Raw genomic sequence first — 22,505 nt, forward strand, 5'->3', positions numbered from 1 at the left:
CTTTTTGGCCAAGATCATGCGCAGACTGAGGCAGAGCCGAGATCATCCTACCACAGGCTTCGCATCTGCCCCATGACCGATGAACTATCCATTCGCGTAGAACGCTCCTTCACCGCGATTTCCCCGGAGAGCTGGTCCAGGCTTTCCGGGGCATCGAAGACTTGCCCGACGCTTGCCTATAACCCCTTCGTCTCGCACGCCTTTTTGTCTTCGCTGGAAGAGTCCGGTTCGGCCAGCGCCGAGACCGGCTGGCTCGGCCACCACCTGCTGCTCGAGACCGAGCGCGGCGAACTGATCGGCGCGCTGCCCGGCTACCTCAAGAGCCACAGCCAGGGCGAATATGTCTTCGACCATGGCTGGGCCGATGCGTTCGAGCGGGCGGGGGGCGGTATTATCCCAAACTCCAATGCTCGATCCCCTTCACCCCGGCGACGGGGCCTCGTCTTCTCGTCGCCGAGGGACTGCAGCGGCTGCCGATCCAGAGCGCGATCGCCGAAAGCCTGAAGGAGGTCGTGCGCCAACTCGGCATCTCGTCTGCCCATGTCACCTTCGTGCCCGATGAGGAGATCGGCGTCTTCGAGATGGACGGCTATCTGCACCGCACCGACCAGCAGTTCCATTTCATCAATGACGGCTATGCCAATCATGAGGCATTTCTCGAAACGCTCGCGTCGCGCAAACGCAAGGCATTGCGCAAGGAGCGGCGCGCCGCGCTCGAAAACGGCATCAGCATCGAATGGCTGACCGGCCGTGACCTGACGGAACGCATCTGGGACCAGTTCTTCAAGTTCTACATGGATACCGGTGGGCGCAAATGGGGCCGGCCCTACCTCACCCGCAAGTTCTACTCGCTGATCGGCGAGCGCATGGCCGACGACATCCTGCTTGTCATGGCCAAGCGTGACGGACGCTATATCGCCGGCGCCATCAACTTCATCGGCGGCGATACGCTCTATGGCCGTCACTGGGGCTGCGTCGAGGATCATCCCTTCCTGCATTTCGAGGTCTGTTATCATCAGGCGATCGACTTTGCCCTATCGAAAGGGTTGAAGCGGGTCGAGGCCGGTGCTCAAGGCGAACACAAGCTCGCCCGCGGCTACCTGCCGGTGACGACGCATTCGGCCCATTATGTCGCCCATGCCGGGCTTCGCCGGGCGATCGGCGACTATCTCGCCCGCGAGCGCGCCGATGTGGAACAGATGAGCGAGCTGCTGAGCGAGCACAGCCCGTTCCGCAAAGGCGAGCGCCAGCAGGAGGATTGACGCCGCCCTGCCGGCGGCGTTACCCGATCAAGAGGAAATGAGGAGATTTCGCGATGACCAGCGCCTATGACGACAACAATATCTTCGCCAAGATCCTGCGCGGCGAAATTCCCTCGCACCGTATCTACGAGGATCAGCATACCGTCGCCTTCATGGATGTGATGCCGCAAGCGCCGGGCCATGTGCTCGTCGTGCCGAAGGCGGCGTCGCGCAATATTCTCGATGCCGATCCAGCCACCCTCACCCATGCGATTACCGTCGTCCAGAAGATTGCCAATGCAGTTAAGGACGTCTTCGACGCCGACGGCGTGTTCGTCGCCCAGTTCAACGAACCGGCCGCCGGGCAGACGGTCTTTCATTTGCATTTCCACGTCATCCCGCGCCACGAGGGCGCCGCACTCAAGCCGCACTCCGGCAAGATGGAAGATGGCGCCGTGCTTGCCGCTCATGCAGAAAAGATCCGGGCGGCACTGGCCTGACATTGATCCCGAAGCGAGACAGAGGCTACGGAAAGAGCAGAAACGGAAAAAGGCCGCGATGACGCGGCCTTTTTCAATTCAACGAGGAAAGCTCACTTCTTGCGCGGAACCTTCGGAACCGTGCTGCCCTTCTTCGGGGCGTCGCGAACCTCGGGCTCGGCCTGCGGGACCGTCTTGGCGCGAAGTCTTGGGCGCCGCCTTGGTCTTCAGCTCGCCGTCGCCCTGGTCGTCGGCGTCGGGATGGACGACCTCGGCTTCCGGCTTCGGCTTGATCGGCGCCGTATCCGGGATGGCCTCCAGCACGATGCCGGGCTTGCCGTCTTCCTTCGGGCCGACCGTGACGTTGACGACGCCGCCCTTCTTCAGCTTGCCGAAGAGGATTTCGTTGGCAAGCGGCTTCTTGATGGTGTCCTGGATCACGCGGGCCAGCGGGCGGGCGCCCATCTTCTCGTCGTAACCCTTTTCCGACAGCCAGGCGATCGCGTCCTCATGCAGGTCGAAGGTGACGTTCCTTTCGGAAAGCTGGGCCTCCAACTGCATGATGAACTTCTGCACGACCTTGTGAATGACGGCCGTCGGGAGTGCCGCGAAAGGAATGATCGCGTCGAGACGGTTGCGGAACTCCGGTGTGAACAGGCGGGTCAGCGCCTCCTCGTCCTCGCCAGTGCGCTTAGACGAGCCAAAGCCGATCGCCGCCTTGGCCATTTCGGACGCGCCCGCATTCGTCGTCATGATCAGGATGACGTTGCGGAAGTCGATCTTCTTGCCGTTATGGTCGGTCAGCGTGCCGTGGTCCATGACCTGCAGCAGGATATTGTAGATGTCGGGATGCGCCTTCTCGATTTCATCGAGCAGGACCACGCAATGCGGGTGCTGGTCGACGCCATCGGTCAACAGACCGCCCTGGTCGAAGCCGACATAGCCGGGAGGTGCCCCGAGCAGGCGCGACACCGTGTGCCGCTCCATATATTCCGACATGTCGAAGCGCAGAAGCTCGACGCCGAGCGACGATGCCAGCTGCTTTGCCACCTCGGTCTTGCCGACGCCGGTCGGACCGGAGAAGACATAGGCGCCGATCGGCTTGTTCGGCTCGCGAAGGCCGGCACGCGCCAGCTTGATCGAGGTCGAAAGCGCTTCGATGGCGATATCCTGGCCATAGACGACCGAGCGCAGTTCCTGCTCGAGATTGGCAAGCACCGCTTCGTCATCCTTGGAGACGGTCTTCGGCGGAATGCGCGCCATCGTGGCGACCGTCGCCTCGATCTCCTTTTCGGTGATCAGCTTGCGGCGCTTCGAGGGCGGGAGCAGCATCTGGGCAGCACCCGTCTCGTCGATCACGTCGATCGCCTTGTCCGGCAGCTTGCGGTCGGAGATATAGCGGGCCGAGAGTTCGACGGCCGACTTGATGGCATCGTTGGAATAACGCAGGTGGTGATATTCTTCGAAATAGGGCTTGAGGCCCTTCATGATCTCGATCGCGTCATCGATCGACGGTTCGCTGACGTCGATCTTCTGGAATCGGCGAACCAGCGCCCGGTCCTTTTCAAAGAACTGGCGATACTCCTTGTAGGTGGTCGACCCGATGCACCGGATCGCGCCCGACGACAGGGCCGGCTTCAAGAGGTTCGATGCATCCATCGCGCCGCCCGAGGTGGCACCGGCGCCGATCACCGTGTGGATCTCGTCGATGAACAGCACGGCGCCCGGATATTCCTCCAGTTCCTTGACGACCTGCTTCAGGCGCTCCTCGAAATCGCCGCGGTAGCGCGTGCCGGCAAGCAGTGTGCCCATGTCGAGCGAGAAGATCGTCGCATCGGCGAGCGCTTCGGGAACCTTGCCTTCGACGATGCGCTTGGCCAGGCCCTCGGCGATCGCCGTCTTGCCGACGCCGGGATCGCCGACATAGAGCGGATTGTTCTTCGAACGGCGGCACAGGATCTGGATGGTGCGGCTCACCTCGGCGTGACGGCCGATCAGCGGGTCGATCTTGCCGCCCTTGGCCTTCTCGTTGAGGTTGACGCAATAGGCCTTGAGCGCATCCTGCTGCTTCTTCGGGCCGCCCTCTTCCTCGCCGCCGCGCGCCGTCGGCTTGCTGCTCTCGGCTTCCTCCTCGGCGCCGCGCGGGGGCCGCGCTTCCGAAGCACCCGGGCGCTTGCCGATGCCGTGGGAGATATAGTTGACGGCGTCGTAGCGGGTCATCTCCTGCTCCTGCAGGAAATAAGCGGCATGGCTTTCGCGCTCGGCAAAGATCGCGACGAGCACGTTGGCGCCGGTCACTTCCTCGCGGCCGGACGATTGCACATGGATCACGGCGCGCTGGATGACACGCTGGAAGCCGGATGTCGGCTTTGAATCCTCGTCATATCCGGTGATCAGATTGGAGAGTTCGTTATCGACATATTCGACGAGCGTCTTGCGCAGCGCGTCGAGATCGACATTGCAGGCGCCCATGACCGCGGCCGCATCGGCATCGTCGATCAGGGCGAGCAGCAGATGCTCGAGCGTCGCATATTCGTGGTGCCGCTCGTTGGCAAAGGTCAGTGCCTGATGGAGCGCCTTCTCTAAACTAGGCGAAAATGTTGGCACGTTCAGATCCTCACTTCTTTTCCATGACGCATTGCAGCGGATGCTGGTGCTGCCGGGCGAAGTCCATCACCTGGCTGACCTTCGTTTCCGCCACCTCGTATGTGAATATTCCGCATTCGCCGACGCCGTGGTTATGGACATGGAGCATGATGCGGGTGGCACTTTCACGATCCTTTTGAAAAAAACGCTCCAGAATATGGATGACGAATTCCATGGGCGTGTAGTCGTCATTCAAAAGCAGCACGCGGTAGAGATTGGGCTTCTTGGTCTTCGGCTTGGTGCGTGTGATGACCGAGGTTCGATTTCCGTTCTCCCCGTTCCTATCGCTGTCGTTCTGCATCCGGATCGGCTTTGCGATCATTGTCATTCATTCCTCAAGCAATCCGGCGGAGCATGGGAGGGTGCTTTTCCCGCCGAATATCTGAAACACTAACTTAGTTCATAATAGGCCGATTTTAAGCCCCCTGTCAGTCACTGCAATCAAGAAATGGCCGGCATGCACGGGAAAGACCAAAAAAGTCCCCGGCCAATCCCACGGAGGTACTGCAGCATAAAGTGGAAACAAAAAGACCGGCTACAGATGCGTAGCCGGTCCATAATTTTCAATATGTAGCGCAGGTTGCGCCGTCGCAATCAATTCATGCAGCGGCTGGTGTGGAAGGCTGCGCCTGCCGGCTGGTCTTGGCGACGGCAGCGGCGATCGGCGCTTCATAGGGCTTGTAAGCGGATTTGGCGAGATCGGCATACATCTCGCTGAGCTTCGTCGTCTCGGAAACGAGACCTTCGAAATAGGACTTGACGTAGTTGGTCTGAAGTTCGAAAGCCGCCTCGAAGCTCTTGACGCCAGCCAGCGTTTCGAAATGCGTAACCGCGTCCTGAAAGGATTTCTTCGAATAATCCGCAGCTTCGGCAGCGATCGCCTGAAAGCCCCTGGTCGTATCCGAATAGGTTCTCAGCGCCGTATCAACGGCTTCCTTGCTCTTCTTGTTTGCGTCGTCAAAGTTGAACATGACCGTCCTCCGTTGGGCTGTGGGATGGCGGCAGGGTAGCTGCAACGCACAAATAGTCAAGTAGTCTTGTGCATTGCAAAACACCCACCGGTTGTGCAACAATAATAAAACAAAGGATGCGCGCCGGGGCACGTACGTCTTTAACTGTTTTTGCTAATATATATCATATAAACGCAACCTGAAGCTTCAAATAAATTTTGAACTGAAGCCCAGAAAACGAAAAAGACCGAACGGATCGCGCCGTTCGGTCCCTTGGAAAGCGTTCGAGCGGATTAGAGATCGACGTCGAGGATCGCCATCGAAAAGTTGTAGGAGCGGTCGCCGTCCTCGTCATCGATATAGACGACGCCCAGAAATTCTTCGCCGAGATAGACTTCTGCAGAATCATTCTTGCGCGGACGCGCCTTGACGACGATCTGCGGATTGAGCATGCGTTTGAAATAGGCGTCGAGCTTCTTGATTTCTTCAGGCTTCACTCTGTATCTCCGTAAACGGTCTTGATTGACCGCTTCTTGCACAGGAAAAGCAGCGGTGTAAAGGCAAGGTTGCCACTTGGCAATTTTCGTCCCCGCCGACCTTTCCCAATCCTTCCGGCAGCCGATCAGATATCGGCGCCGATCACCTGGTCCATGTTGCGCGACGGCTCGGAACAACCTGCTTCGCCGACGACCTTGGCCGGTACGCCGGCGACCGTCTTCTTCGGCGGCACCGCTTTCAAGACGACGGAACCGGCGGCGATGCGTGAGCAGTAGCCGATCTCGATATTGCCGAGGATCTTTGCGCCGGCGCCGATCATGACGCCGCTGCCGATCTTCGGATGGCGGTCGGCGCCCTCTTTGCCGGTACCGCCGAGCGTGACGTTGTGCAGGATCGAGACGTTATCGCCGATCACAGCCGTCTCGCCGACGACGAGGCCGGTGGCGTGATCGAGGAAGATGCCTTTGCCGATCCGGGCGGCCGGATTGATGTCGGTTTGGAAGACGCTAGAAGAACGGCTCTGCAGATAGAGCGCGAAATCTCGCCGGCCGCGGTTCAGCAGCCAATGGGCGAGACGGTGTGTCTGCAGCGCGTGGAAGCCCTTGAAATAGAGCACGGCTTCCATGAACCGCAGGCAGGCGGGATCGCGATCGTAGATGGCTTGGATGTCGACGCGCAGAATGGAACTCCATTCCGGCCAATCGGAGAGCATTTCCTCGAAGGTCTGGCGAAGCAGGTTCGCCTGCATGTCGGGGTGATCGAGACGTTCGCAGATGCGATGGATGACGCATTCCTCGAGCGAATGGTAGTTGATCACTGTCGAGTAGAGGAAGGCGGCGAGAACCGGGTCCCGTTCGGCGGCGAGCCGGGCTTCCTCGCGCAGGCTGTCCCAGATGGGATCCATCACCTTTAGCGGATGGCCTGTCTCAAAAGCACGAATATCAGTCTTGGCGACCATGGCCGCTCTCCTCGTTGCCAACAGGAATGCCGTTTTCGGAATGCCAATATATAGTGGAAAACGCCAATAACATAAATGGGTGCCGTCGCCATGGTTTTTTAGCATGGGTTTTCGGCATCATGATGATCTCACCCACCAATGTCACCCGCTGGCGACTTTCGCGTAGAAGGCCAGCACCGCCTGCTTGAAAACCTTGTCGCCGACGGCGAGCATGTGATCACGGCCCGGAATATCCAGCGCTTCGGCATCAGGCATCAGCGCCGCCAACGCCTGCGGCGAGCCGGCGATATCGTCTTTTGTGCCGACGCCGATCAGCGTCGGCATGTCGAGCCTTCCCATATCCGTGCGGGCAACGAGATCGCGCGAGCCGCGGATGCAGAGGGCAAGGGCGACGCGATCGCTCTTAGTCTGTTCGGCGAAGGCGCGGAACATGCGGCCGCGGTCATGCGTGACGTCCTCGAGCGAGGGAGCAAGCAGCGCATTGGCGATCGGATCCCAGTCGCCGACGCCGTCGGTCATGCCGATGCCGAGACCGCCGAGCACCAGCGAGCGGACCCGATGCGGATTGGCAAGGGCGGCAAAGACCGAAATGCGCGCGCCCATCGAATAACCCATGACATTGGCTTCCGGGATGCCGAGATGATCCAGAAGCGCGATCGCATCGCCGGCCATCACCCATGGACGATAGGCTTCGGCATCGTGCGGCTTGTCGCTTGCGCCGTGGCCACGATTGTCGATGGCGATCACCCGGTAGCCGGCATCGCCCAGCGTCTTCAGCCAGCCGGGGTGCACCCAGTTGACGTTTGCGGTCGAAGCAAATCCGTGGATCAACAAGACGGGCAAGCCGGCCGGATCGCCCTCATCGAAGAAGGCGAGCTTCAATCCGTCATGGGTGAAGCTTGAAAATGCAGGCGTGTTCAGGTTCATCGCGTCTTCCTTCAGGGCCTTTTCCGCGCGACCATAATCGAGCCGCCATTCATCGTGAAGCTAGAAACTGTGCCTAAAAACAGTACCCACCGCGGCGCTTTGGCTCTACACATTTGCGGCGAAGGCTTATAAGGTCCGCGCAGATTTCAAGCATTCGGAGAGCGACATGGCCGGCCACAACATTCCCCACTTCCAGAACGACGGCGGTCACCGGGTTATCGAAGTCGGCGTCAAGGAATTCATGTGCACCGGCGCTTCGGCCCCGTTCGACCATCCGCATATCTTCATCGACATGGGCGACGACAACGAGAAGGTCTGTTCCTACTGTTCGACGCTCTATCGCTTCAATTCCGCGCTCAAGCCGAGCCAGACCAACCCGGCCGGCTGCGTTTTCCACGTGAAGGCGGCGTAACCCGTCCAGATTTCGGATCGGACGGATAATGCCGGTCGAACATGCCGCCATCATCGGCGCCGGGATATCGGGGCTGACCGCTGCGCTATCGCTTTCGCGTCGGGGCATCAGCTCCGACATCTTCGAGCAGGCGGGTGAACTCACCGAGGTCGGCGCCGGCTTGCAGGTTTCGCCCAACGCCTCGCGCATTCTTGCCGAACTTGGTATCCTTGACGGGTTGTCAAAGGTCTGGCTCGAGCCGGAAACGATCCGGCTGATCTCGGGCAGTTCGCTGCGCCAGCTGGCAGCCGTGCCTGCAGGCACATTCGCACGGCAGCGCTGGGGCGCTCCCTATGGCGTCCTGCATCGCAGCACATTGCAGAAAACCCTTTTGGCCGCGGTCGAGGCCGATCCGCTCTGCCGGCTTCACCTTGGTATCAGGATGGAATCGGCGCTGCCGGATTTCGAGCGGGACGCCGATGCCGTCATCGGCGCCGACGGCGTCTGGTCGAAGCTGCGACAATTGGTTCCGGGCAGCCCCTCGCCACGGTTTTCCGGCAATATCGCCTACCGCTTCACCATTGCCGAAACCGAAGCGCCCGGCTTCCTCGACCGACAAAGCGTATGCGCTTTCCTCGGCGGCTCGGCACATCTCGTCTGCTACCCTTTGAGGGAGACTGCCAACTTCAACATGGTGGCGATAACCGCCGGCAACAGCGCGCCGCAGGCCTGGCAAAGCGAGCCGACGGCCGAGCAGCGCGCAGAACTCAGGAAACGCTTTTCGGGCTGGAACGCCGCGATCGTCTCGCTGTTCGACCAACGCCGGAAGCTGACGTTCTGGCCGCTGTTCGAAACCTCCGCCGGTGCGTGGCAGGACGGCCGCAAGACAGTTCTGATCGGCGATGCCGCGCATGCGATGATGCCCTTTGCCGCACAGGGCGCGGCCATGGCGATCGAAGACGCCTACGAACTTGCCGTGTTTCTTTCCAATCGTCCGGCGGCGGAAGCTATAAAGCTCTTTGAAAGCCATCGGGCGCCACGCATCGCGAAACTTCGCCAGCGCGGCGCCTTCAACCGGTTCGCCTATCATGCGAAGGGGCCAATCCGGATCGGCCGCGATCTCGTGCTCGGCCTCAAGCCGCCGCAAAGCCTGGCGGCGGACCTCGACTGGATTTACGGGTACCGGGCTCTGCGTCTGCCATAAAGCACAGCGTGTCAGACAGCGCTTGCGGCGGCAAAACCCCTTTCGATATCGGCCTTGAGGTCAACCACATCCTCGATGCCGATCTGCAGGCGGATGACAGCACCATCCGTCGGAGCCTTGGCGACCGTGCGGTCGTTGAGATAGGCGTGCAATGCGAGGCTTTCAAAGCCACCCCAGGAATAGCCGAGACCGAAGATCCGGAGCGCGTCGAGAAAGGCATGCGCCTTTGCCCTGGATTTTTCCGGGCCATCGGCGGCGAGCACGAAGGAAAAGATGCCGCTGGCGCCTTTGAAATCGCGCTTCCATAGATAATGAGAGGGGAAACTCGGCAAGGCCGGATGCAACACGCGGGCGACGTCCTCCCTGCCCTCCAGCCATTGCGCGATATCAAGCGCGCTTTCATAATGCCGCTCCAGACGCAGGCCCATGGTGCGCAATCCGCGCAGGATCTGGTAAGCGTCATCGGGCGCGCCGCAGATGCCGAGCACACCGTTTGCTTCCTTCAGCCGCTCCCAGTGCTCGGCATTGGCCGACACGGTTCCAAGCAGGATATCGGAATGGCCTGAGGGATATTTCGTGGATGCGTGGATCGAGATATCGACGCCGTGATCGAGCGGTTTGAAATAGAGCGGCGTCGCCCAGGTATTGTCCATCATGACAACGGCGCCGCGGCGGTGCGCCACCGCCGAGATCGCCGGGATATCCTGCATCTCGAAGGTGTTGGAGCCGGGAGCCTCGGTGTGGACGACCCTGGTGTGCGGTCGGAAGAGCGTCTCTATGCCGGCGCCGATCGACGGGTCGTAATATTCGACCTCGACGCCAAGACGCTTCAACATCGTGTCGCAGAAATGGCGCGTCGGGCCGTAGACCGAATCGACGACGAGCGCATGGTCGCCGGCGGCGACGAAACCCAGAAACGGAATGGTCACGGCTGCAAGGCCCGAGGGGACGAGGATCGTGCCGGCCGAGCCTTCGAGTGCGTCGATTGCCTCGCAGAGCGCATCCGTCGTCGGCGTACCGCGCGTTCCATAGGTGTATTTCTGCGAGCGTGTCTCCATCGTGCGCGCATTCGGAAACAGCACCGTCGAGGCATGCACGACTGGCGGATTGACGAAGCCGTGATAGTCGAAAGGGTCGTTGCCGATATGCGTCAGGCGGGTGTTGATGCCGGCATTCTGCAGCAAGCTGTCTTTTTCTTTCATGTCGGAAATAGCCTTTGGCGAGGGGCGCAAAACCAGACTTTTGGACGCCCCGCCGTTTCCGGTCAACCCCTTGACCGTGGGTTGGCGACAACGCTTGGACATGATGGAATTTCCGAATTTCGCGTTATTTTTCCGCAATCGGACGCCTATTTCATAGCCAACCGCCCTCGAATGCGGCGCAATCAACCAAAATTCTGAATTTTGCCGCAATTATTGATGGTGACACTTGACCATGGTGACATTTGCGACTGTGATAGGGCACTCGCGCCGGGAGGGTGTCGAGACATTGGGGGCGGCAGGTTTTTCCGCCGGAACTTCCCCACAAGAAAATATAAGACAACGGAAAAGGTTGGGAAAAAATGAAGAACAAGCTTCTGTCCGCCGCACTCGGCGCAGCAGTTTTCGCTCTTGGCACCTCGGCTGCCTCGGCCACCACTCTCGGAGACGTCAAAGCGAAGGGTTTCGTGCAATGCGGCGTCAATACCGGCCTTCTCGGTTTCGCGCAGCCTGATGCATCCGGCAATTGGGCCGGCTTCGACGTCGATTTCTGCAAGGCCGTCGCTTCGGCCGTCCTCGGCGATCCGACCAAAGTCAAATATACGCCACTGTCGGCGAAAGATCGTTTCCCGGCACTGCAGTCCGGCGAAATCGACATTCTGTCGCGTAACACCACCTGGTCGATCAACCGCGATACCGCACTCGGCTTCAACTTCCGCCCGGTCACCTATTACGACGGTCAGGGCTTCATGGTTCGCAAGAGCCTGAACGTGAAGTCGGCGCTGGAACTATCAGGTGCGGCCATCTGCGTGCAGTCGGGCACGACCACCGAACTGAACCTCGCCGACTATTTCAAGGCGAACAACCTTCAGTACAATCCGGTGGTTTTCGAAAAGCTTGAAGAAGTCAACGCCGCCTATGATTCCGGCCGTTGCGACGTCTATACCACCGACCAGTCCGGCCTCTATTCGCTGCGCCTGACGCTGAAGAACCCCGACGAGCACATGGTCCTTCCGGAGATCATCTCCAAGGAGCCGCTCGGCCCGGCTGTGCGCCAGGGCGACGACCAGTGGTTCGACATCGTTTCCTGGACGGCCTATGCGCTTGTTAACGCCGAAGAATTCGGCATCACCCAGGCGAATGTCGACGAGATGAAGAACTCGCCGAACCCCGATATCAAGCGCTTCCTCGGCAGCGAGGCCGATACCAAGATTGGCACCGACCTCGGCCTGACCAACGACTGGGCTTACAACATCATCAAGAACGTCGGCAATTACGGCGAAGTCTTTGAGCGCAATATCGGCCAGGGCAGCCCGCTGAAGATCGCACGCGGCCTCAACGCTCTCTGGAGCAAGGGCGGCATCCAGTACGCTCCGCCGGTTCGCTGATCGCGCACCGCTTGAAAAGCAGGGAAAGGCGGTAAAACGCCTTTCCTCTTCCAAAAAGAAAAGCCCAAAAACGGGCTCACAGGGGATTGGCGCGGCATGACGCAAGAGGCATCTGTACCTTTGCATGCGACCGGCTGGAGTTTGAGCTCCGCCATGTACGACCCGAGAATTCGGGGTATTTTCTTCCAAATCCTAACCGTCGTGGTGCTTGTCGTGGCGATCACATGGATCGCGCACAATACGGCAGCAAACCTTGCCCGCAGCAATACGGCATCGGGTTTTGCCTTCCTGCGCGGACGCGCCGGTTTCGAGATCGGCCAGTCGCTGATCGGCTATTCGAGCGACAGCACCTATGGACGCGCCCTGCTCGTCGGCATCCTGAACACGATCCAGGTCGCCATCACCGGCATCATCACCGCGACGATCATCGGCTTCGTCATCGGCATCGGCCGGCTCTCGCGCAACTGGCTGATCGCCAAGCTCTGCACCGTCTATGTCGAAGTATTCCGCAACATCCCGCCGCTGCTCGTCATCTTCTTCTGGTATTCCGGCGTTCTTGCCGTGTTGCCGCAGCCGCGTGAATCGCTGCATCTGCCGCTCAACATGTTCCTCAACAATCGCGGGCTCGCCTTCCCGAAGCCGATCTTCGAGACCGGCATGTGGGTTGTCGGCATCGCGTTTTTGATCGGGATCGTCGCAACCGTCCTGATGACGAAATGGGCGCACAAGCGGCAGGCGGCAACAGGCAAGCAGTTCCATACGATCTGGGCGGCGATCGGCCTGATCGTCGGGCTGCCGATTCTCGCCTTCCTGCTAAGCGGCCTGCCCATGTCATTCGACATGCCGGTTGCCGGCAAGTTCAACCTGACCGGCGGCAGCGTCATCGGTCCGGAGTTCATGTCGCTCTTCCTGGCCCTCTCCTTCTACACCGCAGCCTTCATCGCCGAGATCGTACGCAGCGGCATTCGCGGCGTGGCGAAGGGCCAGTCGGAAGCGGCAGGCGCGCTCGGGCTGCATCCATCGAGCATCACGCGCCTCGTCGTGGTGCCGCAGGCCCTGCGCATCATCATTCCGCCACTGACCAGCCAGTATCTGAACCTGACGAAGAATTCGTCGCTGGCGATCGCCATCGGTTTCGCCGATTACTTCGCCGTCAGCGGCACGATCCTCAACCAGACCGGTCAGGCCGTCGAGCTCATGTTCCTGGTGGTCGTCGCCTATCTGCTGCTCAGCGTCGTGACCTCGGTCTTCATGAACTGGTTCAACGCCAAAATGGCCCTGGTGGAGCGATAAGATGTCGATATCGAACCAATCCTTCGTCAGAACCGCCATGCTGGCACCCGAACCGGCCCCTCCCGGCGAAAGGGGCGCCCTCGCCTGGGTCCGCAAGAACCTGCTTGCGACACCCAAGGATATAGTGATGACGGTGCTTGCACTCGCCGTTCTCGCCTGGGTACTGCCGCATATGATCAACTGGCTGTTCGTCCAGGCCGTCTGGAGCGGCCCGGACCGGACATTCTGCGCGACAACCGTGCAGGGCGGCATCCAGCCGGATGGCTGGAGTGGCGCCTGCTGGGCCTTCGTCAACGCCAAGATGGATCAGTTCGTCTATGGCCGTTATCCGCTCTCCGAGCGCTGGCGCCCGACGATCGTCGGCATCCTGTTCATCGTCCTGTTGGTGCCGATGCTGATCCCCCGCGCCCCGCGCAAGGGGCTGAACGCCATCTTGCTGTTCATCGCATTGCCGCTTCTGTCCATTTGGCTGCTCTGCGGCGGTTTCGGGCTTGAGCCGGTCGAGACCTCGCTCTGGGGCGGCCTGATGGTGACGCTGGTACTCTCCTTCGTCGGCATCGCCGTATCGCTTCCCTTCGGCGTCATCCTGGCACTTGGGCGGCGCTCGCATATGCCGATCATCCGCACAGTCTGCATCGGCTTCATCGAGATCGTCCGCGGCATTCCGCTGATCGCCGTGCTGTTTATGGCAAGCGTCATGCTGCCGCTCTTCCTGCCCACCGGCTGGAATGTCGACAAACTGCTCAGGGCGCTGATCGGCGTCGCGATTTTCACCTCGGCCTATATGGCGGAGGTTATCCGCGGCGGTCTGCAGGCGATCCCGAAGGGTCAGTTTGAGGGTGCCGATTCGCTCGGCCTCGGCTATTGGCAGAAGATGCGGCTCATCATCCTGCCGCAGGCGATCAAGCTGGTCATACCGAGCATCGTCAACACCTTCATCGGTACGTTCAAGGACACATCGCTGGTCTCGATCATCGGCATGTTCGATCTGCTCGGCATCGTCCGCCTGAATTTCAGCGACGCTTACTGGGCCAGCGCCGTCACGCCGCTGACCGGCCTGATCTTTGCCGGCTTCGCCTTCTGGCTTTTCTGCTTCGGCATGTCGCGCTATTCAGCATTCATTGAACGCCATCTCGATACCGGCCACAAACGATAAGAATGAGGGAAAACAATCATGGCTGAAGCTCCAGCTAAAAAGCTCACCGTTTCCGCAACGGAAGTGGCGGTCGATATCCTCAACATGAACAAGTGGTACGGCGATTTTCACGTGCTGCGCGATATCAACCTTAAGGTCATGCGCGGCGAGCGCATCGTCATCGCCGGCCCGTCGGGTTCCGGCAAGTCGACGATGATCCGCTGCATCAACCGCCTGGAAGAGCATCAGAAGGGCCGCATTATCGTCGACGGCACCGAACTCACCAACGACCTGAAGAAGATCGACGAGGTCAGGCGCGAAGTCGGCATGGTGTTCCAGCACTTCAACCTCTTCCCCCACCTGACGATCCTCGAAAATTGCACGCTGGCGCCGATCTGGGTGCGCAAGATGCCGAAGAAGCAGGCGGAAGAAATCGCCATGCATTTCCTCAAGCGCGTCAAGATCCCCGAGCAGGCCAACAAATATCCGGGACAGCTTTCCGGCGGCCAGCAGCAGCGCGTGGCGATCGCCAGGTCGCTATGCATGAACCCGAAGATCATGCTGTTCGACGAGCCGACCTCGGCGCTCGATCCCGAGATGATCAAGGAAGTGCTCGACACCATGGTGGGCCTTGCCGAGGAAGGCATGACCATGCTGTGCGTCACCCATGAAATGGGCTTTGCCCGCCAGGTCGCCAACCGCGTCATCTTCATGGATCAGGGCCAGATCGTCGAGCAGAATTCCCCGGCCGAGTTCTTCGACAATCCGCAGCACGAACGCACCAAGCTGTTCCTCAGCCAGATCCTGCATTAGGCAGATCCTGCATAAGGCTGGGGAACCGAGCAATTTGAAAGACCCGCCGTGCCTTCCGGTTCGGCGGGTCTTTCACGTTCAGCGCGAGGCTGACGCCTGCAGCAGGCTGCAGAGACCGGCAAGGCCGGAATCAGAACCACCTGAGGCCGAGCCGCCAGGCGATGAGATATCAACGCAACGGACAAGCATCTTGCGTTGCTCATTGACCGGCCTCGACCGGAAGTCATCCAGGATGCGGGCCTGCGATGCGCTGAGGTTACCGTCTGCCGCGGATTTGTTGCTGCCCCCTGCCCCGCCGATGGCGAGATTGGCATCGATGCCGCTGCCGCGTCTGACCGAGGCCGTGGCATCGGTATCAAGCCCACTGGAGCCGCCGATGCGTGCATTGAGATCGGCATCAACGCCCCGGCCGCCGCCGGCATTGGCGGTCGCATTGGCGTTGACGCCGCTCGAACCGCCGACGGAAGCATTGGCATCGGCGCGGATGCCACTGCCGCCGCCAAGCGACGCCCCGACATCGGCGCTGGCGGCATTGCCGGCATTTACCGATACGCCGACATCGATGGCGTGTGCATCGCTTGCCGGCATGGCAAGCAGGGCGCAGGTGGATGCAAGCACCGCCAGGGATAGTCCATTGTGATTATGGGTCATGTTTTTCCTCCGTTTCCCATTCGCCAAGCGATCTGCCCGGCAATCGAAAATCGAGGAACGCGCGTGCCTTCGATCGTCTGGACGCCTGCAACCTGCGGGACATCCATGGCAAGGCAACGTGAAGGGATGACGAATGTTTCACAACACAGCGGGGCAAGTCGGCTCTGTGGCGTACAATGATCTTTCACGGTTATTGAAATACGAATTGCCAACCCGACTGTGCCGAAAGCGAGCATGTCTTGCATCGGCCGGAGTGCCGGCCGAGTATTTCCTTCCCGGCCGCGTCAGCAATCTTCACAGCGGGCAAGAAAAGCGCAGATCTCGATGCGACTGGACGGCGATTGATCCATTCGCAGCGTTTTGCGGGTCGCCTGCACCTTGCCTTGAAACTGGATTTTCCATCATCGATTGAGATAGGCAAAAATAACTCCCCTCCGTCTGGATATATCAGGCAGGAAGTCCATGTTTCAGCATGTTCTCATCTAATGGAACTGGAGGTTCAAGAATGGGCATTTTCGACAAGATCAAACATGCAATCTTCGGAGAAGCGAAAGCAGCCGAACCCGTTGCATCAGGCGCGCCGAAGACGCAACCCGCCCAGGCGCCCGTCTCGCCGCCGGCAGCGCCCAGTGCCGCACCTGCCGCCTCTCCCGCTCAAAGCAAGCCGGCCGCGGCACCGTCCACAGCAAATGTCGATATCGTCCCGATCCTCGACGCGGCCGTGAAAAAGAGCGGCCAGAAACTCGATTGGCGCCACTCGATCGTGGATTTGATGAAAGCGGTCGGAATGGATGCGAGCATGGCCGAGCGCAAGGAGCTCGCCTCTGAACTCGGCTATACCGGCGACATCGGTGATTCCGCCAAGATGAATATGTGGCTGCACAAAGCACTGATGAAACGCCTGTCGGAAAATGGCGGCAAAGTACCGGCCGATCTCCTGGATTGATCGAAGAGCCCGGCGCTTCGCGATCGAGGCTCATCTGTCACGGAGCGCCGGCAATCCAGTCCATGCGCCGCTCAGACCGCAGGCCACAAGTCCCCTTGCCCGCAGGCATTGGAACCAATAACGTTCCGCTCGATTACTTCGATAATCGATCAGGGGAGAACTAAATCCAATGAAATTGATGGCAGTCGTTGGCGTTGCGCTTAGCTTGGGCTGTATTTCGGCCGCGGAGTCTCCTTCAAACTATCAATCCTACAGCGGCATCCGGGTCGATACCGATCCGGTCCTCCTGGCTCGATACGACAAATCGCTCCGGTGGTGCGTGCCGGAGGCGGGTTCCTGGCGACGCGGCTCGCCGGATCCGCAAAGCCTGCATTACAACGCGGCGCTGAGAAACTGCCTCTACAGACACGGCTTCGTCGATAGAGGCGTCTACGCCTACCCGATCCCCGAGATCTACTTCGAGCATTTCCTCGATCGCTAAGAAGATCCGGGCAGCGCAGATCCGTCATGGGCCTTCAAGGTAAAACATCAGCCCGCCGTGTTGGCGGGCCGTGTCCACTGCGACTGCCCACATGTCAGCAAGTTCCTTAATCGAGCCGCAGCTTCAGCCGACCGTCGAGACCGCATGAACTTTCATATCATCGCGAACTTCGTAGAACTTGTCGCCGTCGATATAGATCGAATGGCAGCTCGGTTTTTCGCCCTTGCCATTGGAGCAAGCTTTATCGCCCTTGAATGTGAGTTTGGTTTTCACGTCGATCGTTTTGCCGCCGACATCAGCCTTACCGGTGATCGTGCCCTTCTTCCAGTTCCAGACCAGATCAGCGGTCACGGGCTTGTCCAGATCAACGATCTCCACCTTCACATGCTTGCCATCAGCAAATGCTTTAAACTCTTCCATCGTGACCTTCTTGGCGCCGGCCGGAAGATCGACGGCATAGGTGTTCACAGCCGACAGCATGAAGGCCGCAGCGCCGACGCTGGATAGGATGGTTCTCATGTTCCGCCTCCTCAGGATTGGCGGCAAATTACAACCCGTCGGGCGAAACAACATCCCGCCTATTGTGATTAGGGCAGTATACGGCAGGGCTGAACTGTCAAAATGCAGCAATTTTTCTTCTGGGCGACATCGCAATTTTTGCGCGTTGTCTTTCCTGCATCACACGAATCGAAATAAACACCAGAAACCGACCATCGGATATTTAAAGGAATAAGGTAACAATGCCTACTCGCACCATAATAGTATTGATTGCCATGGCCTTGCTCGCTGCCTGCGTACCGACTCGCCAGGAATATGATTCCTTCGTTACTTTGACGCAGGGGAGTGCAAGAGCGAGAAATGAGGCTGTCAATATTTGCGTGAAGAGCTTCGATGCAAATGCGCGCCGCAACGCTGGCATCGTGACAAACGCTTCGGACAAAGACGCTCCGCGCGTTGCCTGCAATCGGCTTCTAGCGGCGATGATTTCCGGTCGCGCCACCTACGATGACTTCGTTGACATCAAAAGCCACAAGTTCACACCGAAGCTGATCAAGATTTTCCAAGGGCGTTAAACTGGGTCAAGCGACGGCTTGCAGCCTCGACCTTGCAAGCCGTCAACGGCCCGCTCGAAACGCGGTTTGCATTCAAACCTTAGGCACGTTTCGTTGCCGTTGTAGGTCGTATCGCCGACAGGCCTTGCAAAGCCGATGTTTCTCGGCGACGGCTGACATCGCAACAGCCGTCGGAGCAAGCTCGATGTCATAGAGCGGGACTTCCCCGGCGTGGCAGGCGCGCTTCTTGCGGCATGCCTGCCGCGGCGTTCAGAGTACCCGAATGCTGCATCGAGATCAGAAAACGAGAGCATTTCCTGATCGCCGATCCGTTTGAGCGGGGCTTATTCTGGGCCCCGAAGTGCGGGCGATTCTACGGTCCTGCCTCCCCTAACCATCGCGATCCGCCCGCATTTTTAGGGTGATTTTACCCAAAAATTGCTAAATTCAGAAAAAAATGTCGGTTCCGCCTCTGACGACAGGATTCCAGTCACGCCGTCAGGTTTTTCTAATGTTTTCAATAGACGCATTTCGCTATAGTTGCAGAAAGAATAATTCGCGAAATGCGAGACATTTATACTGCCCCAATTTGGGCGACTCGAAATTCTACAAATATTTCAAAACGTAACATCGAAGTGATTGGGATAATGTGGCGGCAATATGGCTATGTTTCTCAAGTACTTACCGTTGCGTTGCTGTTGCGCCCTCCAAAATGTCGCCCTATAACCCCCCGCCGTAAGACATGATTAACCTGAAATATTAACGGGCAGGGGTTGAGGAACAAGACAATGACAACATACTACGTAGCGACGACTGGCAGCAGCAGCGGTAACGGCAGTGCCTCCTCGCCTTTCCGCACGATCGGTGACGCGATGGCGTCGAACCTCAAGCCCGGCGACGAGGTCGTGGTGAAAGCGGGGACCTACAACGAGTCCATCAACATCGACAAGGACGGCTCAGCGGCAGGCAACATCACACTGCGCTCGGAAGTGCCCGGGGGGCGCTGATCCGGCCGCCAGCGGGCTCATACACCGGGATCAGTGTCAACGGCAACTACGTGGTCATCGACGGCTTTGACATCAAGGGCGGCACTGGCGACGGCATCGAAGCGAACAACGTCCACCACATCCAGATCCTCAACAATACTGTCCACGACAGCGGCGAGTTGGGCATTCAGTTCAACCAATCGGACTTCATCCGGGTCGAAGGGAACGAGACGTACAATAACGCGTCGTCCGGCTGGTACTCGGGCATCTCGATCTACGAGAACCGGAACATTACCGGCGATACCTCGACGGACGGCTACCGGACGATCGTGCGGAACAATATCTCACACGACAACGTCACGAAGGCGGGTGCACACACCGATGGCAATGGCATCATCATCGACGATTTCCAGAGCACGCAGTCGAGCGGTCATCCGAACTACACGTTCAAGACCCTGGTTGAGAACAACCTCGTCTACGAGAACGGTGGCAAGGGCATTCAGGTTACCTGGAGCGACTCTGTCACGGTGAAAAACAACACCGCATACCACAACAATCAGGACAACGCGAACACCGGCACCTGGCGCGGCGAGCTCAGCAACTCCGCGTCGAACAACAACACCTGGGTCAACAACGTCGCCGTAGCGGACCCATCGGTGAACAAGAACAACACTGCGATCGATAACACGTCTACCAGTGGCGCCAATAGCAACGTCGTCTGGGCCAACAACATCACCTACAACGGCACGGCCGGCCAGGCATCGGTCAAGACCGACGGCGGCAACGCGATGCCCAGCACGGCGAACGGCAATAAGCTCGGCGTCGACCCGACATTCGCGGGGGCAGCGAGCGACAACTTCCACCTCGGCTCCGGCTCGTCGGCGATCGACAGCGGAACCAGCAAATACGGTGTCGCATCGGTCGATCTGGACGGCCACGCTCGCGTCGTTGGAACTGTCGATATCGGTGCCTACGAATCGGGCTCCAGCTCGACCCCGGCAACGCCAACCACGCCGACAACGCCGACAACGCCGACGCAACCGACAACGCCAACAACGCCAACCACCCCGACGCAACCGACAACGCCAACCGCGCCGACAAAGGAATTCGTCGGCACCAATGGCAACGATATCCTGCCACACACCGGTCAGTCGAACGGCGGCAACGAAACCTTCAAGGGTCTCGGTGGTAGTGATGTGTTGAAGGGCGGGGCCGGCGCGGACGCGCTCGACGGCGGTACTGGCAACGACACCGCCAGCTATGCGGGCTCCGGCGCGGTCAACGTCAACTTGGCGACTAAGGTCGCATCGGGCGGCGAGGCGACCGGCGACAAGATCGCCAGTATCGAAAACTTGACCGGCTCAAGCTACAACGACGTACTGACCGGCGGCAACGGCGGCGGCAACGTTCTCACTGGCGGGGCTGGCGCGGACAAGCTGGATGGCGGCGCCGGCAATGATGTCCTGATTGGTGGTGCCGGAAAGGACATTATGACCGGTGGCACCGGCGAGGATAAGTTTATCTTGAAAGCACCGACGGAAACCGGGTCCGGCTTGAACCGCGACGTCATCACCGACTTCCAGCACGGCATCGATAAGATCGACCTCTCGGCGATCGATGCGAATGGCTCTGCGGCGGGCAATGGAACCTTCCATTTTCAGGCACAGGAGAATGCCCTGTTCGACCACAAGGCTGGCGCGCTCGCTTGGCACTATGACGACCAGTCCGGAACCGCGAACGATGTTACCGTTATCCAGGCCGACACGAACGGCGACGGTGTTCATGACTTCGAGGTTCAGCTGAAGGGCTTGGTCCACTTGGGGGCAGGCGATTTTCTCCTGTAATTGTCCCCGTTGTGGCGGTCGTCCGATCGCCACAACCATCGTGCTGACATCCGAGCGCCGATCAGGCGTTCGGACACCAAGGTCTCCGTCATCGTCGACGGAAGGTTGCTGGTGACTAACGTGGCAATCATGCATAAAACAAAGCTAAAGCGCGTCGCATCAATCAAGTTTGATGCGACGCGCTTTATCTGTCTGTCATCCGTTTCCGGAAGCAGTTGGCCGACAGCACGCCCGACAATGCGGGCCATGATGCGGCTGTCAAAGATGCAAGATATCGGGATATTGAATGGTCGGAGTGGAGAGATTCGAACTCCCGACCCTCTGGTCCCAAACCAGATGCGCTACCAGACTGCGCTACACTCCGTGCCGTGGCGGGGAGATACACGGTTCACTTCGCCGTCGCAACCCATAAATCCAGCGCGGGTCGAAGAATCCCGCCTGATACGTCGATGTCTCTAGAAAAAGCTGCATGACGCGCGTCTGCACCGCCGGACGCAACTAGACGTCAGGAGAGCGCTGCCTCAGCCGCGTTCGAGCAGACCGATATATTGAGCGTAGCTAATGGCAACGTAGAAGAAAGCCGTAATGCCGGCCCCGATCACAATGGCATTGAACTCCGCCGAACGTCTCATCATGCGTGCAATCCACTGAAATTGACTGCGCCGTAAATAGTCCCGCGGGTTGGCCGCGGCAATCAGGTTATGATCACAACATGAGACGATCGGTAATATTGCGCAACCGGCCTGTCTGCCGGTGTCTTGCTTCCGCAGCATCGCCCTATCATCGCGATGGTACCGGCAACGCGTCATACGCCGCCTTTTTTCTTGAAAAGGCGGGGATTCGCGGATAAGCAAAATTCATCTCTTCGCGCTATCTCTCAAGATGAAGCAAGAGCCTCGGCAACGAGAAATGAGACCATTAAAGGCGGGTGTTGCCCGCATAGTCGGAGATGCGCAGTCATGTCTGCCAAGATCTATCGTCCAGCCAAGACCGCCATGCAGTCCGGCAAGGCCAAGACCCATCTGTGGGTGCTTGAATTCGATCAGGAGTCGCCGCGCAAGATCGATCCGATCATGGGTTACACCTCCTCCGGCGATACGCGCCAGCAGGTGAAACTCACTTTTGAAACACAGGAACTGGCCGAAGCCTATGCCCAGCGCAACGGCATCGAATACCGGGTGATCGCGCCGAAGGATCCGGTTCGCCAGGTTGTCGCCTATCCGGATAATTTCCGCTATACCCGCACGCAGCCCTGGACGCATTGAGATTTCTCGTCCAGAACTGCCGCATCCGATCGCGCTCCCTGAACGCGATCGCCAGACGGCCCCTTAGCTCAGCTGGATAGAGCACCTGCCTTCTAAGCAGGTTGTCGCAGGTTCGATTCCTGCAGGGGTCGCCACAAATTTAATGACCTGAAGCCGCC

General features: G+C 59.2%; 19 protein-coding genes, 2 tRNA genes and 3 pseudogenes. 14 read left to right on the top strand and 10 right to left on the bottom strand.

What is annotated here, in order from left to right; translation table 11 throughout:
* Positions 1 to 72: 72 nt before the first annotated feature.
* Positions 73 to 1,262: pseudogene (locus tag MF410_RS08930) on the top strand (GNAT family N-acetyltransferase).
* 53 nt (positions 1,263 to 1,315) lie between these two features.
* On the top strand, positions 1,316 to 1,741 hold the full coding sequence (locus tag MF410_RS08935; protein ID WP_097625352.1) for an HIT family protein: 426 nt from the start codon (positions 1,316 to 1,318) through the stop codon (positions 1,739 to 1,741).
* 92 nt (positions 1,742 to 1,833) lie between these two features.
* Here the strand turns inward: MF410_RS08935 and clpA are convergent.
* From clpA to MF410_RS08965, 6 genes and pseudogenes are all read right to left on the bottom strand, one after another.
* Positions 1,834 to 4,327: pseudogene (clpA, locus tag MF410_RS08940) on the bottom strand (ATP-dependent Clp protease ATP-binding subunit ClpA).
* Between the two features lie 10 nt (positions 4,328 to 4,337).
* Positions 4,338 to 4,688 (bottom strand): ATP-dependent Clp protease adapter ClpS, encoded by a 351-nt coding sequence (clpS, locus tag MF410_RS08945; protein ID WP_003586692.1) that lies wholly within the window; start codon positions 4,686 to 4,688, stop codon positions 4,338 to 4,340.
* A gap of 277 nt (positions 4,689 to 4,965) precedes the next feature.
* Positions 4,966 to 5,337, bottom strand: a complete 372-nt coding sequence (locus tag MF410_RS08950) for a phasin family protein (protein WP_097625351.1) — start codon at positions 5,335 to 5,337, stop codon at positions 4,966 to 4,968.
* A 272-nt stretch (positions 5,338 to 5,609) separates the two neighbouring features.
* Positions 5,610 to 5,813, bottom strand: a complete 204-nt coding sequence (locus MF410_RS08955; RefSeq protein WP_037094675.1) for a DUF3126 family protein — start codon at positions 5,811 to 5,813, stop codon at positions 5,610 to 5,612.
* A 125-nt stretch (positions 5,814 to 5,938) separates the two neighbouring features.
* The gene (gene cysE / locus MF410_RS08960) at positions 5,939 to 6,772 is read right to left on the bottom strand and encodes a serine O-acetyltransferase (RefSeq protein ID WP_012557537.1); all 834 of its coding nucleotides are present in this window, start codon (positions 6,770 to 6,772) and stop codon (positions 5,939 to 5,941) included.
* A gap of 141 nt (positions 6,773 to 6,913) precedes the next feature.
* Positions 6,914 to 7,699, bottom strand: coding sequence for an alpha/beta fold hydrolase (locus MF410_RS08965; protein WP_097625350.1), 786 nt, complete (start codon positions 7,697 to 7,699; stop codon positions 6,914 to 6,916).
* A gap of 166 nt (positions 7,700 to 7,865) precedes the next feature.
* Between MF410_RS08965 and MF410_RS08970 the strand changes: the two genes are divergently transcribed.
* The gene (locus MF410_RS08970) at positions 7,866 to 8,111 is read left to right on the top strand and encodes a zinc-finger domain-containing protein (RefSeq protein WP_003539274.1); all 246 of its coding nucleotides are present in this window, start codon (positions 7,866 to 7,868) and stop codon (positions 8,109 to 8,111) included.
* A 28-nt stretch (positions 8,112 to 8,139) separates the two neighbouring features.
* Positions 8,140 to 9,294 carry an FAD-dependent monooxygenase gene (locus tag MF410_RS08975; RefSeq protein ID WP_097625349.1) on the top strand — a complete coding sequence of 385 codons (1,155 nt, stop codon included), beginning with the start codon at positions 8,140 to 8,142 and terminating at the stop codon, positions 9,292 to 9,294.
* Positions 9,295 to 9,305: 11 nt separating this feature from the next.
* Here the strand turns inward: MF410_RS08975 and MF410_RS08980 are convergent, their stop codons facing one another.
* Complete coding sequence (locus tag MF410_RS08980; RefSeq protein ID WP_097625465.1) at positions 9,306 to 10,496, bottom strand: cystathionine beta-lyase; 1,191 nt, start codon at positions 10,494 to 10,496, stop codon at positions 9,306 to 9,308.
* A 359-nt stretch (positions 10,497 to 10,855) separates the two neighbouring features.
* Between MF410_RS08980 and MF410_RS08985 the strand changes: the two genes are divergently transcribed.
* From MF410_RS08985 to MF410_RS09000, 4 genes are all read left to right on the top strand, one after another.
* Positions 10,856 to 11,881, top strand: a complete 1,026-nt coding sequence (locus MF410_RS08985) for an amino acid ABC transporter substrate-binding protein (RefSeq protein ID WP_097625348.1) — start codon at positions 10,856 to 10,858, stop codon at positions 11,879 to 11,881.
* A gap of 96 nt (positions 11,882 to 11,977) precedes the next feature.
* Positions 11,978 to 13,174, top strand: coding sequence for an amino acid ABC transporter permease (locus tag MF410_RS08990; protein WP_097625347.1), 1,197 nt, complete (start codon positions 11,978 to 11,980; stop codon positions 13,172 to 13,174).
* A 1-nt stretch (position 13,175) separates the two neighbouring features.
* Positions 13,176 to 14,330, top strand: coding sequence for an amino acid ABC transporter permease (locus MF410_RS08995; RefSeq protein WP_097625346.1), 1,155 nt, complete (start codon positions 13,176 to 13,178; stop codon positions 14,328 to 14,330).
* Between the two features lie 18 nt (positions 14,331 to 14,348).
* A complete protein-coding gene (locus MF410_RS09000) occupies positions 14,349 to 15,122 on the top strand; it encodes an amino acid ABC transporter ATP-binding protein (RefSeq protein ID WP_239620329.1) in 774 nt (257 codons plus the stop codon).
* 78 nt (positions 15,123 to 15,200) lie between these two features.
* Here MF410_RS09000 and MF410_RS09005 read toward each other — a convergent pair whose 3' ends face one another.
* Positions 15,201 to 15,773: a hypothetical protein gene (locus MF410_RS09005; RefSeq protein WP_097625344.1), complete on the bottom strand. Its 573-nt coding sequence runs from the start codon at positions 15,771 to 15,773 to the stop codon at positions 15,201 to 15,203.
* Positions 15,774 to 16,278: 505 nt separating this feature from the next.
* On the opposite strand from MF410_RS09005, the gene MF410_RS09010 reads away from it, so the two are divergent.
* A complete protein-coding gene (locus tag MF410_RS09010; protein WP_097625343.1) occupies positions 16,279 to 16,719 on the top strand; it encodes a DUF3597 domain-containing protein in 441 nt (146 codons plus the stop codon).
* A 169-nt stretch (positions 16,720 to 16,888) separates the two neighbouring features.
* On the top strand, positions 16,889 to 17,200 hold the full coding sequence (locus MF410_RS09015; protein ID WP_097625342.1) for a hypothetical protein: 312 nt from the start codon (positions 16,889 to 16,891) through the stop codon (positions 17,198 to 17,200).
* A gap of 123 nt (positions 17,201 to 17,323) precedes the next feature.
* Here MF410_RS09015 and MF410_RS09020 read toward each other — a convergent pair whose 3' ends face one another.
* Positions 17,324 to 17,719, bottom strand: coding sequence for a hypothetical protein (locus tag MF410_RS09020; protein WP_003586717.1), 396 nt, complete (start codon positions 17,717 to 17,719; stop codon positions 17,324 to 17,326).
* 221 nt (positions 17,720 to 17,940) lie between these two features.
* Between MF410_RS09020 and MF410_RS09025 the strand changes: the two genes are divergently transcribed.
* Both MF410_RS09025 and MF410_RS09030 read left to right on the top strand, forming a co-directional pair.
* The gene (locus MF410_RS09025) at positions 17,941 to 18,273 is read left to right on the top strand and encodes a hypothetical protein (RefSeq protein WP_012557530.1); all 333 of its coding nucleotides are present in this window, start codon (positions 17,941 to 17,943) and stop codon (positions 18,271 to 18,273) included.
* Positions 18,274 to 19,040: 767 nt separating this feature from the next.
* Positions 19,041 to 21,082, top strand: a pseudogene (locus MF410_RS09030) (choice-of-anchor Q domain-containing protein).
* A 287-nt stretch (positions 21,083 to 21,369) separates the two neighbouring features.
* On the opposite strand, the gene MF410_RS09035 reads toward MF410_RS09030, so the two are convergent.
* Positions 21,370 to 21,446: transfer RNA gene (locus tag MF410_RS09035), tRNA-Pro, on the bottom strand.
* 595 nt (positions 21,447 to 22,041) lie between these two features.
* Between MF410_RS09035 and MF410_RS09040 the strand changes: the two genes are divergently transcribed.
* Positions 22,042 to 22,347, top strand: coding sequence for an ETC complex I subunit (locus MF410_RS09040; RefSeq protein ID WP_097625340.1), 306 nt, complete (start codon positions 22,042 to 22,044; stop codon positions 22,345 to 22,347).
* Positions 22,348 to 22,404: 57 nt separating this feature from the next.
* A tRNA-Arg gene (locus tag MF410_RS09045) sits at positions 22,405 to 22,481 on the top strand.
* Positions 22,482 to 22,505 lie beyond the last annotated feature (24 nt).

It is taken from the genome of Rhizobium sp. C104, from assembly GCF_022354505.1.
GTDB lineage: Bacteria > Pseudomonadota > Alphaproteobacteria > Rhizobiales > Rhizobiaceae > Rhizobium > Rhizobium redzepovicii.